The 19817-nt window shown below is 42.4% G+C and carries 11 protein-coding genes; all 11 read left to right on the plus strand.

Features of this window, described 5'->3' with window-relative positions; genetic code table 11:
* Positions 1–29: 29 nt before the first annotated feature.
* The 11 genes from NQ505_RS06540 to NQ505_RS06590 all read left to right on the plus strand — a co-directional run bounded on the left by NQ505_RS06540 (position 30) and on the right by NQ505_RS06590 (position 19817).
* Positions 30–1592 (plus strand): hypothetical protein, encoded by a 1563-nt coding sequence (locus NQ505_RS06540; RefSeq protein WP_009001073.1) that lies wholly within the window; start codon positions 30–32, stop codon positions 1590–1592.
* Between the two features lie 11 nt (positions 1593–1603).
* Positions 1604–3253: a hypothetical protein gene (locus NQ505_RS06545; RefSeq protein ID WP_009001072.1), complete on the plus strand. Its 1650-nt coding sequence runs from the start codon at positions 1604–1606 to the stop codon at positions 3251–3253.
* A gap of 342 nt (positions 3254–3595) precedes the next feature.
* Positions 3596–5803: a glycoside hydrolase family 3 N-terminal domain-containing protein gene (locus NQ505_RS06550; RefSeq protein WP_009001071.1), complete on the plus strand. Its 2208-nt coding sequence runs from the start codon at positions 3596–3598 to the stop codon at positions 5801–5803.
* 11 nt (positions 5804–5814) lie between these two features.
* Complete coding sequence (locus tag NQ505_RS06555; RefSeq protein ID WP_009001070.1) at positions 5815–8268, plus strand: beta-glucosidase; 2454 nt, start codon at positions 5815–5817, stop codon at positions 8266–8268.
* A 29-nt stretch (positions 8269–8297) separates the two neighbouring features.
* Complete coding sequence (locus tag NQ505_RS06560; RefSeq protein WP_009001069.1) at positions 8298–9410, plus strand: glycoside hydrolase family 105 protein; 1113 nt, start codon at positions 8298–8300, stop codon at positions 9408–9410.
* Positions 9411–9650: 240 nt separating this feature from the next.
* The gene (locus NQ505_RS06565) at positions 9651–10193 is read left to right on the plus strand and encodes an RNA polymerase sigma factor (protein WP_004302520.1); all 543 of its coding nucleotides are present in this window, start codon (positions 9651–9653) and stop codon (positions 10191–10193) included.
* Between the two features lie 145 nt (positions 10194–10338).
* A complete protein-coding gene (locus NQ505_RS06570; RefSeq protein ID WP_004302519.1) occupies positions 10339–11265 on the plus strand; it encodes a FecR family protein in 927 nt (308 codons plus the stop codon).
* 146 nt (positions 11266–11411) lie between these two features.
* Entirely contained in the window at positions 11412–12968 is a 1557-nt protein-coding gene (locus NQ505_RS06575) for a DUF4832 domain-containing protein (protein ID WP_004302518.1), read from the plus strand.
* Positions 12969–13024: 56 nt separating this feature from the next.
* On the plus strand, positions 13025–16414 hold the full coding sequence (locus tag NQ505_RS06580; protein ID WP_009001068.1) for a SusC/RagA family TonB-linked outer membrane protein: 3390 nt from the start codon (positions 13025–13027) through the stop codon (positions 16412–16414).
* A gap of 17 nt (positions 16415–16431) precedes the next feature.
* Positions 16432–18153 (plus strand): RagB/SusD family nutrient uptake outer membrane protein, encoded by a 1722-nt coding sequence (locus NQ505_RS06585; protein WP_009001067.1) that lies wholly within the window; start codon positions 16432–16434, stop codon positions 18151–18153.
* Positions 18154–18173: 20 nt separating this feature from the next.
* Positions 18174–19817 (plus strand): SusE domain-containing protein, encoded by a 1644-nt coding sequence (locus NQ505_RS06590; protein WP_004302515.1) that lies wholly within the window; start codon positions 18174–18176, stop codon positions 19815–19817.

Here is a 19817-nt window from a genome sequence, read left to right on the forward strand (position 1 = left end):
ATAGCACTCTTTAAAAATCAATTAGTAGTATGGTTGTAAGAAAGATTAGTTATTATAGGGTAATTGTGTCTCTCTGTCTGTTTGTATTCCTTTTATCTCCCGCTTTTGGAGACGAGAATTCAGCCATTTCATTAGATAAGGAACTATCAGAGAATAGTATAGTTACTATTCAACCTGATTCTATGCGTATTCTCCATAACCCACTTACAGGATGGGTGCTCTATGCAAGTATGGGAGTGGATGCTGCGGATTTTTGGGCACAGTATGACCATATATATATTCCTGAACTGGGACACAATGTTAGCGTGACAGATTATGCTCATACGCTTTATATTCGTGCTAGCTGGACAGATTTTAATCCACAGGAAGATGTATATGGTTGGAAAATTGATTCTAATTTAAGAGCATATATTGAAGGAGCTTATCAGCGAAATATGCGTTTGGCATTTCGTGTTGTTGTTGATAGTCGTGACAAGAGAACAGAATTTACTCCTCAATTTGTAAAAGATGCCGGTGCAAAAGGGTTTATGAATAAAGGTAAATGGTCACCTTATTCTGACGATCCTGTTTTTCAGAAGTACTATACTAAATTTGTTAAAGCCTTAGCTGCAGATTTCAATAATCCTTCGAGGGTTGAATTTATAGATGGATTTGGGCTTGGGAAATGGGGGGAATATCATACAATGATTTATTCGACAGGTGATGATACCCCAAAGAAAGCAGTTTTCGATTGGGTTACAGATATATACTCTCAAGCTTTTGATAAAGTTCCAGTGGTAATTAACTACCATAGATGGATTGGTGCAGGAAAAGATTGGGTAGATGATGAACATTTTGCTGCTGACAGTGAAGAAATGTTGGAAAAAGCAATCAAGAAAGGATATTCATTACGCCATGATGCATTTGGTATGACAACCTATTATGGCAGTTGGGAGCGTAGGTTTGCAAAAAAATACCGTAATATATGCCCCATTATTATGGAAGGTGGTTGGATTGTCAAATCACATAGTTATTGGCAGGATCCTAGAGGATATCGCAAGAATTCAGACGAGGACGTAAGACGCGGTGAGTTTGACGACAGCAAAGAGGCACATGTCAATATGATGGACTTTCGTTTTGGCGATACAGAGTCTTGGTTTAAAGATGCTTTTGATTTAGTGCGTCGATTCCTTCGGGAAGGCGGGTATAGGCTCTATCCTAGTGAAATATCTTTGCCGTTAGAAGTTTCTGAAAAAGCAACTCCGACTATTAAACATTGCTGGAACAATCTGGGATGGGGGTATTGTCCTACTAATATTCCGCAATGGAATCAAAAATATAAAGTAGCTTTTGCTTTGCTTGATTCTGAAACGAATGAAGTGCGATACACATTTGTAGATATGAATACAGATTTATCCAAGTGGATAAAAGGGAGTCCCACCGAATATGTATTTAAACCTAATATGTCCAAAGTTGAGAAAGGTACTTATGTTTGGGCTGTGGGCTTAGTTGACCGGAGTAATAAAGAACTCATAGGGCTGGATATTGCCGCAAAAGGTGATATATTGAATTCGGGGTGGTTAAAATTGTCGAAAGTAAGCATAAATAAATAAGAGCTATAGGTATGAAGATCAATTTTCAAAATATGTGCAGTTTGAGAAAAATAAGTTGTGGGCTTATTTTTTCTATGGCTATATCATTAGTCGCTTGCGGCAGTGATAATGATGAAGGAGGCGATGATAATGGTGATGATGGTTTGGTAGAAGATACTTCTATTCCAGGGAACAGCATTATCACTGTAAAGCAGAATCGAAATATCATTTTGCATAATCCTCTTTCCGGTTGGGTATTATATGCGGGTATTGGTGATGGTTTATCTTCCACATTTTGGCAGGATTATGATAATTTCCCATCATCAGAAGGTACTGTAAAGGTTTCTGATTATGCAAATACCTTATACCTTCGTGGTGCTTGGGCTGATTTTAATCCTGAAGAAGGAAAATATGCATGGAATTCCGATTGTGATACTCCTTCGGCTAAGCGACTGAAGATGTTGATAGAGGGGGCCAAACAAAGAAATATGAAATTAGCCTTCACTTTTGTGGTGGATAGTCGTGATAAGCACTATAATTTTACTCCGAATTTTGTAAAAGAAGCTGGCGCGAAAGGGTATGAAACACAAACAGGTTCAGTAAAAGTATGGTCTCCCTATCCGGACGATCCTATTTTCCAGAAATATTATGAAAAATTCATTAGGGCTTTGGCTAAGGATTTTAATGATCCCGATAAAGTTCAATTTGTAAGTGGTTCAGGATTTGGAAAATGGGGAGAATATCATAGTGTATGGTACTATCAGGTACGTGAGTTGGGTAAGCCGGAGCTGCCGACTCGTGAGGCTGTTTTTGATTGGGTTACCGATTTATATTCTCAAGTATTTGATAAGGTTCCTGTGTTTGTAAATTATCATCGTTGGATAGGTACAAGTAAAGAATGGGATGGCAATAATTATGATAAGGATACTGAAAGATTAATAGGAAAAGCAGTAGCTAAAGGATATTCATTACGTCACGATGCATTTGGTATGAAAACTTATTATTCTACCTGGGAACGCAATTTTATAGCTAAGTGGAAGTATCTGGTTCCTGTAGTAATGGAAGGTGGCTGGGTGAAAACCTCTCATGGAAACTCGATTCAGGGAGATGGATATGCTAATTATGCGGAAGTACGTCAAGGTGAGTTTGATGAGGCTAAAATAGCCTGCGTCAATATGATGGATTTACGCTATAATTCAGACTTGCATAATGGAGAAACTTATTCATGGTTTAATGAAGCTTTTCAATTAGTTAAACAATTCTGCACAGAAGGAAGCTATCGCTTATTTCCTGATAGAATTTCTTTGCCTACAACAGTCTCTAATGGTAAACAGATTGAAATAGCGCACCGTTGGAATAATTTTGGTTGGGGATATTGTCCGACAAATATTCCCCAGTGGAAGAATAAGTATAAAGTAGCTTTTACTTTATTGGATACCAAAAATGATAAGCCTATGTATGTATTTGTCGATGGGGAGCCGGAAGCTTGTGATTGGGTGAAAGGTGCGGCTAAATCATATACGTTTACAACCCAGGTTGAAGGAGTAAAGGCAGGTAAATACATGTGGGCTGTTGGTATTGTTGATACGACAAAACAGAATGAGATTGGGATTCACCTTGCTGTGAAGAACAATGTAACATCTGCCGGATGGTTGAAATTATTTGAAGTTACCGTTCGGTAAGTCATAATCAATAGGTACGAGATACATTAATTATTGGAAATTGAAATCAAGTAATCTTGGTTTACTTGATTGGTGAGGGCTTTCCAGGCTTAGTTGGGCTGTTGGCAGGTCATAGTTCTCTGGCTCGTTGGGGATATATATCCAAGGTGCTAGCCATATATATGCAACATATTGGATCTATATATCCAGCATGTTGGGCATATATGTCCAATAAATAGATTCTAAGTGGTTGGTACTTAGTTAAATGATAAGTGCATTGAATGGCTGGAATAAGTATCTGCTTACGTATTGCTTGATATACATTTGAAAAATAGAAATAATAACTAATCGACGAAAACATAGATGAGAAAAAAAGTTTTGATTTGGGGAATGTGCCTATTGGGAGTCACACATTCTCTTTCGTCAAAAGATAAAAATAGTATTCCTTTATACAAGGATGCCAAAGCTCCAATTGAAAAGCGTATTGATGATCTGATATCGCGTATGACATTGGAGGAAAAGGTTTTGCAGCTAAACCAATATACATTGGGACGAAATAACAATGTGAATAATGTTGGAGAAGAAGTAAAAAAAGTACCGTCAGAGATTGGTTCTTTGATTTACTTTGATATAAATCCCGAGTTGCGTAATAGTATGCAGAAAAAAGCGATGGAAGAATCTCGTTTGGGTATTCCTATCATTTTTGGCTACGATGCTATTCATGGATTTCGTACTATATACCCCATTTCGTTGGGGCAGGCCTGTTCCTGGAATCCGGGATTGGTAGAACAAGCATGTGCGGTATCTGCACAAGAAGCCCGTATGTCCGGGGTTGATTGGACTTTTTCTCCAATGATCGACGTGGCACGTGATCCTCGATGGGGACGTGTAGCTGAAGGATATGGTGAAGACCCTTATACAAATGGAGTGTTTGCTGCAGCTTCGGTGCGTGGGTATCAGGGAGATGATATGTCAGCAGAGAATCGTATAGCTGCTTGTCTGAAACACTATATTGGCTATGGTGCCTCGGAGGCTGGGCGAGATTATGTTTATACAGAAATTTCAGCTCAAACTCTTTGGGATACTTATCTACTGCCCTATGAGATGGGAGTGAAAGCAGGTGCAGCAACATTGATGAGCTCTTTCAATGACATCAGCGGAGTTCCTGGGTCAGCTAATCATTACACAATGACTGCGATATTGAAAGAACGTTGGAAACATGATGGCTTCATTGTGTCTGACTGGGGGGCTGTGGAGCAGTTAAAGAATCAGGGATTAGCCGCTACAAAGAAAGACGCTGCTTGGTATGCTTTTAATGCGGGGCTTGAAATGGATATGATGTCTCATGCCTACGATCGTCATCTGAAAGAGCTTGTAGAGGAGGGTAAGGTAACAATGGCACAAGTTGACGAATCAGTCCGTCGAGTATTGCGTGTAAAATTCCGTCTTGGTTTGTTTGAACGTCCTTATACTCCGGTTACCAATGAGAAGGATCGTTTTTTCCGTCCGCAAAGTATGGCGGTTGCCGCTCAACTGGCAGCAGAATCAATGGTACTGTTGAAAAATGACAATCAGATATTACCCCTTACAAACAAAAAAAGAATTGCCGTAGTAGGTCCAATGGCCAAAAATGGTTGGGACTTATTGGGTTCCTGGTGTGGACATGGAAAAGATACGGATGTGGAAATGCTCTATGATGGGTTGACTGCCGAGTTTGGAGGAGAAGCCGAATTACGTTATGCAATGGGGTGTAAACCGCAGGGCAATGACCGTTCAGGTTTTGCTGGAGCATTGGACGTTGTTCGTTGGTCTGATGTAGTAATTGTTTGTTTGGGTGAGATGCTTACCTGGAGTGGTGAGAATGCTTCTCGTTCTACGATTGCTTTGCCGCAGATTCAGGAAGAATTAGTAAAAGAACTAAAGGAGGCTGGTAAACCTATTATATTGGTGCTTTCTAATGGACGCCCCTTGGAGTTAAATCGCATGGAACCTCTTTGTGATGCTATATTGGAGATATGGCAACCGGGAATAAATGGTGCGCGTTCAATGGCAGGAATTTTATCCGGGCGTATTAATCCTTCGGGAAAACTGGCCATCACTTTTCCGTATTCAACAGGGCAAATTCCTATTTATTACAATCGTCGTAAAAGTGGGCGTTGGCATCAGGGATTTTATAAAGATATTACTAGCGATCCATTTTATTCATTTGGGTATGGTTTGAGTTATACAGAGTTTCAGTATGGTGTTGTTACTCCTTCAAGCACAACTGTGAAACGTGGTGAAAAGCTTTCAGTAGAAGTGACGGTAACCAATGCGGGAAAACGTGACGGTGCTGAAACAGTGCATTGGTTCATCTCTGATCCTTATTGTTCAATTACTCGTCCGGTGAAGGAATTGAAGCATTTCGAAAAGCAATTTATCAAAGTTGGTGAAACAAGAACTTTCCGTTTTGATGTTGATCTGGAGCGGGACTTGGGGTTTGTTGATGGAAATGGAAAACGTTTTTTGGAAGCAGGAGAATATAATATCTGGGTACAGGATCAGAAAGTAAAAATAGAATTGATAGACTAACAATATTTGAAATGAGAAAGATAATAACAACTATTGGCTTGTGCTTGTTGATGATGAATACGCTTGTTGTAGCACAAGAGATAACGCCAGAAGTGGAGCAACGCGCTAGGAAGATTGTATCCAGAATGACTTTGCAAGAGAAAATAGAGTATATCTCCGGATATACAAGTTTTTCCCTGCGTGCAATTCCCCGTTTGGGAATACCTGAAATCAAATTGGCGGACGGACCGCAGGGAATCCGCAATCATGCACCGAAGAGCACTCTTTATCCGTCCGGTATCCTTTCCGCTTCTACTTGGAACCGGGAATTGCTCTATAAATTAGGGCAAGGCTTAGGTCAGGATGCCAAGGCAAGAGGAGTTAATATCCTGCTTGGACCCGGAGTGAATATCTATCGTGCTCCGTTGTGCGGACGAAACTTTGAATACTTCGGTGAAGACCCTTATTTAACAGGCGAGACTGCCAAACAATATATCCTGGGCGTGCAATCGGAAGGAGTCATTGCCACCATCAAGCACTTTGTCGCCAACAATCAGGAATGGAGCCGTCATCATGCCAGCTCGGACATAGACGAGCGTACTTTGCATGAAATTTATTTTCCGGCTTTCCGCAAGGCCATACAGGAAGCGAATGTGGGTGCCGTAATGAACAGCTACAATCTTCTGAACGGCGTTCATGCCACTGAACATAAATGGCTGAATATTGATGTCTTGCGCAATCTTTGGGGCTTCAAAGGTATTCTGATGTCGGACTGGACTTCCGTATATTCTGCTGTCGGAGCGGCTAACGCCGGACTTGACCTCGAAATGCCCAAAGGGCGTTTCATGAATGCCGATAACCTTATCCCCGCCATTAAAACCGGTACGGTGACCGAAGAAACCATCAATCTGAAAGTACAACATATCCTGCAGACATTGATTGCTTATGGTATGCTGGATAAGGAACAGAAAGACAGTCGTATTCCGTTGGATAATCCTTTTTCCCGCCAGACTGCTTTAGAACTGGCACGCGAGGGGGTAGTATTGTTGAAGAATGAAGATAACCTACTACCGTTAAAAGGAAAAACAGCCGTAATGGGGCCTAATGCAAATTTGATTCCTACCGGTGGCGGCAGTGGTTTTGTCACTCCTTTTTCTACCGTCACGGTGGCTCAAGGCTTGAAAGATTTGAAGAAAAAGAATCTGGTGCTATTGACGGATGATGTGATTTATGAAGATATTGTCCATGAGTTTTATACTGATGCAAATCGTCAGGTGAAAGGTTTCAAGGCTGAATACTTCAAGAACAAGACGCTTTCGGGGCAACCGGAAGTTGTACGTACGGAGTCTTCTGTTGATTATGACTGGGGATATGGTGCCCCGTTGGACGGTTTTCCGACAGATGGCTTTTCAGTCCGTTGGACGGCCTGCTATGTTCCACAAACAGACGGTCAGTTGAAACTCCACATAGGTGGTGATGACGGTTATCGCTTGTTTGTGAACGACAAGCACATTACAGGTGACTGGGGAAATCATTCTTACTCCAGCCGTGAAGTTGAACTTCCGGTTGAGGCAGGTAAGGAATACCGTTTCCGAATTGAATTCTTTGATAATATATCTTCGGCAATCATCCGTTTCAACGCTTATAGCCTTAATGAGGCGAAACTTCGTCAAGGACTTGCTAAAGTGGACAATGTAGTTTTCTGCACAGGCTTCAACAGTAACACGGAAGGCGAGGGCTTTGACCGTCCGTTTGCTTTGCTTCGCTATCAGGAATTGTTTATCAAAAAGATTGCCTCCATGCATCCAAATGTCGTGGTTGTGCTGAACGCCGGTGGCGGTGTGGATTTCACCAACTGGCATGATGCCACAAAAGCTATTCTTATGGCCTGGTATCCGGGACAGGAAGGCGGACAGGCGATAGCTGAAATCCTGACCGGCAAGATTTCTCCAAGCGGAAAGCTACCGATTTCTATCGAAAAGAAATGGGAAGATAATCCGGTGCACGGTAGTTATTACGAGAACTTGAAGGCAGAGATTAAACGTGTAGATTATTCCGAGGGTGTCTTTGTCGGTTATCGTGGATACGACCGTTCGGGAAAAGAACCTTTCTATCCGTTTGGCTACGGATTGTCCTATACCACTTTTGCTTATAGCAATATGGTTGCGGAGAAAACGGGTGAACATCAGGTTACAGTTAGCTTTGATATAGAGAATACAGGTAAGATGGACGCCTCGGAAGTGGCGCAGGTGTATGTGCATGATGTACAGTCCTCTGTACCCCGTCCTCTGAAAGAACTGAAAGGATATGAAAAGGTATTCTTGAAGAAAGGTGAGAAGAAGCGGGTTTCTATAGTGTTGAATGAGGATGCATTCTCTTTTTACGATATGAATCAGCATCGGTTTGTAGTGGAAAAAGGAGATTTTGAGATTCTTGCTGGTCCTGCTTCCAGTCAATTGCCTTTAAAGACTACGGTTAAGTTGTAATGACCAAATCATAAACAAATAAATAGATAATGAAGAAAACACTTTTATTGGGAGTATCTCTGTTATGTTCCATTTTTATAATGGCAACAGAGATTCCTTTTCAAAAAGCAGAAATTAAGTCTATCATGAGAAAAGTTGCGGATTGGCAAATTGCCAATCCGCATCCCGCTCCTGAACATGACGACCTGAACTGGCCGCAAGGTGCTCTCTATGTCGGTATGGTCGATTGGGCTGAACTGGCAGAGAAAGAAGACGGTGATGATACCTACTATAAATGGTTGACCCGTATAGGTCGTCGGAATTGTTGGCAGCCGGACAAGCGGTTTTATCATGCTGATGACATTGCCGTGTCGCAATCCTTTTTGGATTTATATCGCAAGTATAAAGATGAAGCGATGATTGTCCCCACACTGGCTCGTACAGAATGGATTATCAATCATCCTTCTAAAGGCAGTTTCAAATTGGTGGAGGGAGACTTGAAAACTTTGGAACGCTGGACTTGGTGTGACGCCCTCTTTATGGCTCCCCCTGTATATGCCAAGCTGTATATGTTGACTGGAGACAAGAAATACATCAAATTCATGAACCGTGAGTATAAAGCGACTTATGATTACTTGTTCGATAAAGAAGAAAATCTCTTCTACCGTGACTGGCGCTACTTTGATAAGCGTGAAGTTAATGGCAAGAAAGTCTTCTGGGGACGTGGTAACGGTTGGGTACTCGGTGGCTTGGTTGAAATATTGAAGGAGTTACCCAAGAAAGATAAGAACCGCAAATTCTATGAAGAACTGTTTGTCAAACTGGCTACACGGGTTGCCGGATTGCAGCATCCCGATGGCTTCTGGCACGCCAGCCTGTTAGACCCTGCTTCTTATCCGTCACCGGAAACCAGTTGTACGACTTTTATAGTGTATTCCATAGCTTATGGCATCAATGAAGGTTTATTGGATAAGGAAACTTATCTTCCTGTGATGATAGAGGGATGGAAGGCATTAGTATCGGCAGTGGGGCCGGATGGGAAACTAGGCTATGTACAGCAAATCGGTGCTGATCCGAAGAAAGTGACTCGTGATATGACGGAAGTTTATGGCGTCGGCGCTTTCTTGATGGCGGGTAATGAAATCTACAAAATGGCAAGATAATTTGTGTCTTTATGGAGAGGATTTGTATCAAAACTAAAAAGCCTGTTCTGTAAAGTTCAGGTGGTAGCTGTTAAGTGTAGAAGAGCTATATCAAACTCTGTTTTCAGAGTGATGATGTAGCTTTTCTCATTCTTGGGGGGAATATGCTAATTGATAAAGAAAGTTAATATTATGTAGCTCAACCTATATAACATACAAGAATTCTGCGCCTGTAAATATATAAAATAGTAATCTAATTAAATGGAAGACTTGGAAAGAGAACTTTTGTTGATTTCCAAAGGGGATGAGCTAGCTTTTAATAGTTTCATGAACCGATATTCGAAGAGGTTATACTATCATGCCTTTGGTATTCTTAGTAATAAGGAAATGGCTGAAGAAGTGGTAGGCGATGTTTTCTTTGAAGTGTGGAAACTACGTAAGACGCTTTTGGAAATAGCCAGCATGTTGAGTTGGTTGAATACGATTGTCTATCGTAAATCAATCTCTTATTTGCGCAAGGAGGCAAAGGGCAATCAAGAGATATCTTTTGAGGAGCTTCAGGATTTCTCTTTCCCTGATATGCAAACTCCAATGGACGATATGCTTTCGCGTGAAGAAATACGGTGCTTGAATGAAGCAATCAATAGTTTGCCGCCCAAGTGCAAGCATGTATTCTTTTTGGCTAAATTGGAACAAATGCCTTATGCGGAAATCGCGCATATGTTGCAAATCTCACTTCCTACTGTGAATTACCATATAGGATATGCTATGAATGCTTTGAGAAAGAGACTTGTGAACGGATGATTAGAAAAAAATAGCACTAAAAGAAAAAAATAGAATTTAAACCTATAGATAAATCTAACCTTTGCGTCTTTATAATTAGAAGGGAACTTCTCATGAGAAGATAATAAAAGGGAAAAAGATATTGAAAGGATAAAAAGAATTGAAGATGGATAAAGATATTAATGATTACACATATGGGGATTTGCAGGGCGACATTAAACTGAAGTCGTTTATAGAACATAGTACCCCGCCAGAGATAGATATCTCCGGCATTAAGAAAAAAGCTTTTCTGAAAATGCATCAACAAGAACGTAAATCCAGACAGCGACATGTTTTGATGTATATTGGCTCAGTAGCTGCTACGCTACTTCTTTTAATAGGTATAAAATATATAGTTACAGAGAATGCAATGGACGGTTTGTTCCGCATGGAAGTTACGGAATTGATGGCAGATGTATATGATGAAGAGGTAGAGGTGCCTGTCGGCGAAAAGATGACGCTGATGTTGGCTGATGGCACAAGGATCGTAGCCAACTCGCGTACAATTGTCCGTTATCCCAAACGTTTTGATGGCGAGTACCGTGAGGTATATGTGAAGGGTGAGGCTTACTTCGATGTGGCACACGATGCAGAGCATCCGTTTCTGGTTCATTCCGATAATTTTAGAGTGAAGGTGCTTGGAACAAAATTTAATGTGAATAATTACGATACTTCGGATTCGCAAGTAGTGTTGGTTCAAGGAGCCGTAGAACTGAAAACGACAAACAATGACCGGGTTCGCATGAAACCGAATGAATTGGTGAGTTTGCAAGAGGGTAGTTTCGCCGAGAAACGGGCAGTGAATACGGACGAATACACTTGTTGGATGCAGGGTATGATTAACCTTGATGGTGAAAGTGTGGAGTCTGTAGCTCAACGGCTCAGCCATTATTATGGAGTGACTATTTTGTTTGACGATGGGATGTCGGCAGATAAATTTTACGGCAAACTAATGCTTGGTGATCGTGTGAGTGAAGCCTTGCAGTCCATTGAAACCATGACGCAAACTCGTATGGAAATTCATGGTGATACGATCTATTTAGTAAAGAAGTAACTGATTTTTTTCGCAGTTGCTACTGACTGAAATAATTACATAAAAACTTATTGTCAACCAATTTGTAATGCCTTTATAGCAAGGTAGAGGAGACTTGTATGCCTTCTCGTAAGGAGAAACAATGCTTTTTAATACCATTGGAAAATATGAAAAGATACACTTTGTTACGTACATTTATGCTTTTTATGCCCGTTTTAATACACTGTGGATGGGTTTCAGCGCATGCGCAATCAGCTATGCTTAAAGGAGTGAAGGCACTTGGTCAAACAGTATATTTTGAGCCTGATACTACTTCTGTACTCAAAAATCCCCTAACAGGTTGGGTGATGTATTTGGGACGTGCATGGGATGAAAACTTTTGGCAAACTCACCATTATGATGCTATGCCCGTAAATGGTGGGGATTCCACTGTTCGCGTGAGCGATTACGCCGGTACATGTTACATTCGCATCAATTGGAATATGCTTGAGAGTAAAGAGGGAGATTATGTATGGAACGATCCGGACTCACGTATCTATAAATTGCTTGCTTCGGTGCGTGAACGTGGTATGCGACTGGCTTTCCGTATCAATGTAGACAGCCGCGACCAAGGACAGAACACACCTCTTTATGTGAAGGAAGCCGGTGCGAAAGGTTTTCAAGATCCTAATAATCCCCAAATATGGTCGCCTTATCCTGACGATGCTGTGTTTCAACAGAAATACGAAAAGTTCCTTCAAGCCTTTGCTGTTGCTTTTGACGATCCCGATAAAGTAGATTTTATTGATGCTTATGGGCTTGGTAAATGGGGAGAAGCACATGGCGTGAAGTATAATAACTACTCAAATAAAGTAGAAGTATTCGAATGGATTACCGATACCTATGCAAAAGCTTTCAAACGTGTGCCATTGGTGATAAACTACCATCGTTTGGTGGGAGATACCATCAGCTGGGCAGAACCACACCCTGATAGTAAAAGATTGCTCGAAAGAGCCATTGCCAAAGGATACACCATTCGTCACGACGCTTTTGGCATGACTGGTTACTATGAACAGTGGGAAAAAGATTTTGCCCGTGCTTACCGCTTTCGCTTGCCCATCATTATGGAGGGAGGGTGGATTACCGGAGCGCACCACCGTTACTGGATTGATCCTAGTGGCAAGTATCGCCAGGGGCATTCGGAAGATGTGCGCTGGGGCGAGTACGAAGAAAGCCGTAATGCCCATGTCAATATGATGGATCTTCGCATTGGTGATGAAGTAGCCTCGTGGTTTAATAGCTCTTTCGATTTGGTGAAACGTTTCGAACGTGAGGGAGGATACCGGCTCTATCCCACTGAGGTCAGTTTTGTAAATAAAGCCCGTTCAGGCGAGCGTGTGAGCGTGCAACACAATTGGCGCAATCTGGGTTGGGGATACTGTCCTACCAATATTCCTCAATGGAAAGGAAAATATAAAGTCTGCATCGCTTTGATGGATGCCAATCATAACATTGTGAAAAAACAGCTTGCAGATGAGGCTGATCTCTCAACTTGGGTACAAGGGCGTGATGGTCATTATACCACAACAGTCAATTTGGATGGACTTCAAAAGGGAAACTACACTTGGCTTATTGGTTTGGTTGATACAACCAAAGCATGCCAGCCGGGCTTGAAAATGGCGGTCGACAAGAATCTTTTATTTGAGGGATGGTGCAAAGTCGGTAAACTTAAAATCAACAACTAACTGGTAGATTACTCATAAATCGTTATGCAATAAATATTAATTATTAATCTTATATTATGAATCGAAAAACAATCACAACTACGGTGGTAAGCTTAGCAAAAGCTTTCTGTTTGGCTGGACTACTGTCTGTGCCCGCTTATTCTAGCGCGTCGACTGTTTCGTTCGAAAAGGTAAATGGGATGTATATCCTTAAAGCCGAAGATTCGACAGTGAAACAAGTGTTCGACTACATTGAAAAACATAGCCAATATGTTTTTGTCTATGATCAACCTGTAAAAGATCGTCTCAACAACAAAGTGAACATCGAGTTGAAAGGAAAGTCGATCGATGCTATTTTGACGGAAGTATGTCGGCTAGCCGATTTGAAATATACCATTCAGAACCGTCAAGTAACCATCACTGCTAATCCTTCTAAAAAGGCTACTACTCAAGTGAAAAAGGCGAAGCGCATCTCTGGTCAGGTAGTCGATGCAACTGATCTTCCGATGATTGGTGCTACGGTTCGTGTGAAAGGTAGTGATGCAGCTACTATCACCGACCTTGATGGTAAGTTTCAGATAGACGTTCCCGAGGGTAGCGAATTGCTCATTAGCTATGTGGGCTTTGTGGATAAAATCGTGCGGATAGATAGCAAAAATATGTATGCCATAGTAATGGAAGAAGCTAGCAGAGTGCTCAACGAAGTAGTTGTTATCGGTTACGGTGTGGTAAAGAAGAAAGACCTTACCGGTGCGGTGGCAGCCGTGAAGGGAGAAGAGCTGGTGAACAAGCGTACAGCCATGCTTTCCAATGCATTGCAAGGATCACTCTCGGGTGTGATGGTGACGCGTAATAGCTCTGCTCCCGGTGCAGGAGCCGCCTCTATTCGTGTGCGTGGTATTACCACTATGGGTGAATCGAGCCCGTTAGTGATTGTAGACGGTGTGCAGAGTTCGCTCGACTATGTGAATTCTAATGATGTAGAGAGCATATCTGTATTGAAAGATGCTGCGGCTGCCAGTATCTATGGCTCGAAAGCTGCTGCTGGTGTTATCTTAGTTACTACCAAGCGCGGTAACGATACCGGTAAAATCAATCTGAAATATAATGCTGAATTTGGTTGGGAAATTCCTACCAAACAACCTAGTATGGTGGGAGTCACTCGCTACTTGGAGATGAGCAACGAGTTGAAATACAACGATAACCCTACTGGTGGTTTTTTCCAAGAATATACGGCTGACAAAACCAAGAATTGGGTGAAGTATAATGCTACTGATCCGAACAACTACCCCATTACCGATTGGACTGATATGATTTTGAAGTCAAGTGCTCCCCGTATGACTCATACTCTCTCTGTATCAGGCGGTAACAAAGCGGTAAAGTCGGTAGCTACCCTTTCGTATGACGAAGTAGACGGTCTTTATGACGGTCGTGGTTTCCAACGCTACATGTTCCGTTCGAACAACGACTTTAATATCAATGATAAACTTAGTGCTCAAATAGACGTAAATATCCGTCATGCTAAGAGTACTGCCACAAACTATGATCCCTTTGATACCATGCGTAAAATGCCCGCCATTTACCCCGCAACCTGGGATGATGGTCGTTTAGCTTCGGGTAAGAGTGGTGCAAATCCTTATGGATTGCTTGTAGCCGGTGGTAATTCGGTAGCTCATAGTACGCAGGTGGCAGGTAAAGGCTCGCTAACCTTCAAGCCTATCAAGGGACTAAGCATCTCGGGTATCGTATCTCCTTTTATCAACTATCAAAAGAAGAAAGCGTTTAAAAACTCATGTGGATACACCTTGCCCGATGATCCCGAAACCTTTGGCGGTTATTTCGACTCCGGGAGCACTTGGACTACCAATTCGCTCACAGAAACTCGTAACGATGATTATAATGTCACTAGCCAGGCAATTGCCAACTATATGGGAACCTTTGGCAGTCATAATCTCACAGTAATGGCCGGTTTCGAAAACTACTATATGAAGAGCGAAAGTCTCGGTGCTGCGCGCGATAAATATGAACTGACCGGTTATCCTTACCTCAATATCGGTTCGGAAGATTTCCAAACCAATAGCGGTACAGGTTCAGAGTATACTTCAAACTCTGTTTTTGGCCGTGTTATTTATTCGTATGCCGATCGTTACCTGTTCCAGGCTAACGTGCGTCACGATGGTAGTTCACGTTTTGCCAAAGGTTATCGTTGGGGTACTTTCCCTTCATTTTCAGCTGGTTGGGTAGCGAGTGAAGAGAAGTTCATGAAGAACCTCAAGTGGGATTGGCTCTCATTCTTGAAGTTGCGTGGTTCGTGGGGTATGTTAGGTAACGAACGTATCGGCAGCAACTACTTCCCCTACATTGCTCTGATGAGTTTTGGTAATTCACTTTTCTATATGGCTGATGGAAGTGTAGTTTCTGATAAAACTGCTCGTCCTGCTGTGTTGGCTGTAGAAGATATTACTTGGGAAACGACTACCAGTACTGACTTAGGTCTGGATGTCAACTTTTTGAACAACCGTCTGCAGTTTCATTTCGATTACTATTGGAAAGAGACCAAGGACATGTTGCTGAATATTGAAATCCCTTACTTCATGGGATATAACAACCCTAGTACGAATGCAGGTAAGATGTCTACTCATGGTTATGATATTGAAGTGGCATGGAACGACCAGATAGGAGATTTTAAGTATGGTGTAAATGTGAATTTCTCCGACTTCCTTTCAAAGATTGATTATATGAATGATGGTGAGCAAATCAGCGGTGGTAAGATTAAACGTGCCGGCGTGCTCTTCAATGAATTCTATGGTTATGTGTGCGAGGGCATCTATCAAACTCAAGAAGAAGTGAACAACTCGGCTCGCACTAGTACTACCGTTACAGTTGGTGACTTGAAGTATCGTGACATCAGTGGTCCCGATGGTGTACCCGATGGCGTAATCAGTCCCGAATACGACCGTGTACCTTTGGGTAACTCACTGCCTCGTTTCCAGTATGGTGGTAGCCTTAACGCTTCGTACAAAGGCATTGACTTCAGTCTTGCTTTCCAAGGCATTGGCAAGCAAAATTCTTACCTCTCTACTTCTATGGTACAACCTTTGCGTGATAACTATGGTAACGTACCAGCCATTCTCGAGGGTAAATATTGGAGTCCTTTCAATACTACTGAAGAGAATTTAGCAGCCAAGTATCCCCGCCTTTCGAATGTGTCGAAGAGCAATAACTATGCTACCTCTAACTTCTGGATGTTCAACGGTTCATACTTCCGTTTGAAGAATATCACATTAGGCTATACCCTGCCTAAGAGTTGGACACAAAAAGCCGGTATAAACCGTGCCCGCTTCTATGTGAGTGGTAGTGACCTCTTTTGTTTGAGCAATTTCCCTAGTGGTTGGGATCCTGAAATGGGTACATCGGATTATCCTATTACCACCTCTTTAGTAATGGGTATACAAGTTAACTTTTAAATAAATAGGAATAGAATATGAAAACAAAGATATTATTAGCCGGAATGTGCCTGAGTCTTGCTGCTTGCGAGAGCATGGACTTGGTACCCAAATCGCAAGGTAATACCGAGTCTTGGTACACATCCGAAACAGAATTGCGTTTGGCTTCCAATGATTTCTATATTTTAGGTTATTGGCAAGAACCTCTTAGCTCATCCGAACAATGGTCGGACAACACAACCTATCGTCAGACGAACCGTAACCCGGGAAGTGGTGGAACCGTGCTTGATGGAACCCTGAACGGCCAGCAGTATGAAGTATATGCTTTGTGGCAGCAATCATTCAAACTTATTGCCCGCACCAACACAATGCTCGAAAATATTCACAAGGCAAAGGGTGCTGTGACCGAGGAAGTTTATAATCGTTATGCCGGTGAGGCTTATTTCTGTCGTGCCTGCAAATATGCTGAACTGATCTTCTTTTATGGTGATGTGCCCTATCAGGAAGAGACTATAACCATTTCCGAAGCTTTGCAACGTGGTCGCAGACCTAAAGCGGAAGTGATTCCTTTGGTGTATGCTGATTTCGATAAAGCCATTGCCGGTTTGCCTGAAAGCTATGGAAAAGACGAAAATATCCATCCTACCAAAGGAGCAGCCCTGGCTATGAAAGCGCGCTTTGCCCTCTATATGGATGATTATGAGATAGCTGCACAAGCCGCCAAAGCTTGTATGGATCTTAAACTCTATTCTTTGGAACCTGACTATGCTAAACTTTTCAAGCAGAGCACCAAACTGAATGACGAGAAAGTGTTCGTGATACCTCGCTCCATTGAAAACGAAGTGATGCTCGATTCCTGGATTGTGAAGAACGGTCTTCCTCGTAATGCCGGAGGATATGGCTCATACAATCCCTCATGGGACCTCTTGGCCTCATATCTCTGTACTGACGGGCTACCTATTGACGAATCACCGTTGTTTGATCCTCGCAAGCCTTTCAAGAACCGTGACCCGCGTTGTACAATGACCATCGTTGAATTCAATACCGAGCACTGTGGTTTCGAATACGACCCCAGTCCTGCAGCTAAAACTGTAATGAACTATACCACAGGTAAGACACAAAGCAACCAAGATACCCGTATCGTGAATCAATATAGTTCATATACAGGATTGTTGTGGAAGAAAGGTATTGATGCTACGTGGACAGTAGACCAAAAGGTAGAACAAGACTATATCATAATGCGCTATGCTGACGTACTGTTGATTTATGCTGAAGCCATGATAGAACAGAACCTGATTGACGACAGCGTGCTGAAAGCCATTAATATGGTACGTGCTCGTGCTTATGGTGTGAATGTAACAGCTACTGATAGTTATCCTGCCGTGACCACTACCAACCAAACCGAACTGCGACGTGCCCTGCGTATAGAGCGCCGCATGGAGTTTGCTATGGAGAACCAACGCCTGCAAGACTTGATGCGTTGGAAATTGGCAGGAAAAGCATTGAATGGTTACAATTACATCATGCTTATTGACCCCACAGAATTGCTGAACAATATCGTGAACAAGAACCTCTGGTTCTGGGGAATGACTCCGCAAATCGACGAAGATGGTTTAGCAGACTTTGCAGCTCTCTTTAATGCCGGTTATTGTTCGCAGGGTGCTAAACGCATCTTCCCCGAACGCGAATATTTGTGGCCGCTGCCTACACATGATGTGGAGTTGTGTCCCAACTTGTTACCCAACAATCCGGGTTATTAATCCTATAAACTATTACGAACATGAAAACAATGCATTTATATAGAAACCTTGGAATGGTGGCTGTGGGAATGATGAGCATGCTTGCCACCTCGTGCGAAGAGGAGATAGACAATACTGCCTCACGCAATCAGTCGGAGATTGAGTTGACTCCTTCGGGCGAATATATTAAGCTCGATGAAAGTAAACCCAACGAGACAGCTTTTACACTGAAGTGGAGCACCGCTCACAATTTTGGTGAAGATTATATCACAACTTATAAATACGAGATGCAGCTTATCGGTAGCGATGTTGCAAATATCAAGGAATTTGATGATGATGGTGAATTTCTTCGCTCGTACACCAACAAAGAGATGCAGGATATATTGGTCGATTACTTCGGTCTTACCACCAGTACCATTGGCGAAGTTCTTTTTACTGTTACAGCCAACTTTGAAGGTCCCCGTCTTATGGTGCCCGATATTGCTACTGCAACGGTGAAGTTCAAAACTTATGGCCCCAAACAGTATAAAGCTGATAACCTTTATGTGGGAGGTACTGCCGTAGGCGATGATAATATTAAGATGACGCTGAAAGACGAGACAAACAGAATTTATAGTTACGAAGGAGCTTTGGTTGCCGGTAAGATAAACTTCCCCGTTGACTACGCCGACGAATTGAATGCCATTGGCCCGGAAACCGCCGATGCCCCCATCACCACAGGTGAAATGGCAGGCGTCATATCCGATCGCGCTGAAGCCAATTCGTGGTTAATTCCATCTGCAGCTACCTATCGTATCACTGTGAATATGAGTAAACAGACGGTGAAGATAGTAGAAGCTGGTGCTGTAGTTGAAGCCGACCAGATATTCCTGGCTGGTAGTGCCGTAGGTGGGGAACAGATTGAGATGGCTCAAGCCCTCGAAAATGACCAGATCTATGCTTGGCGTGGTGCACTGAAAGCTGGTAACCTTTACATCCCGCTCACCTTCGAAGGTGAACAAGCGATGGCCATTGTACCGGAAATAGCTGATAGTCATGACATCGAAGATGGTCAATTGTCAACATTCGGACAAGTACTCATTAGCAAAGTGGATAAACAATATTGGACAATTCCGGCCGATGGAACTTACCGCATTGTATTGAATAAGGAGGAGAAATCTATTACCATCTATTCGACCGCTACCGATCTGAAACCACTCACCGTATCGTTCAACAATACCGAACTGGGGAAAAACCCATGGAGTCAGGAAGTCAATGTACTGCACATGTATGGTGGTTTCAATAGTTTTGCTTACGATTCGGGTATTGATGAAGAAACCGGAAAAAGCTTCAAGTACTGTCAAGTGAAGTATAATCTTATTCAGAGTGTTGCCAATCCGAAAGTATTCGTTTATAAAGGTGATGTATTGCCACGTAATGAATATAAGGATAATTATGGGAAGACAAATGCCGGTTGGGTGAACTTCAGCACGCTGCGATATGCTAATAACGGATGGTTCGTTGGTTCTACTGCTGATGCTGTTCGTAATAGCTACAATGGATACACCACAGTAACAGCAGGTAAGATAGAAGGAGCCGTAACAGGTCAGGGCAATAACCGCTATGCTTATTTCCTCATCCCGGAGGGCTGTAACTATGTGGTAGTGGACCTGGAGAACAACACTGTACTCTTTGATATTAAATAA

Origin of the sequence: Bacteroides sp. D2 (assembly GCF_025147085.1) — a bacterium.
GTDB lineage: Bacteria > Bacteroidota > Bacteroidia > Bacteroidales > Bacteroidaceae > Bacteroides.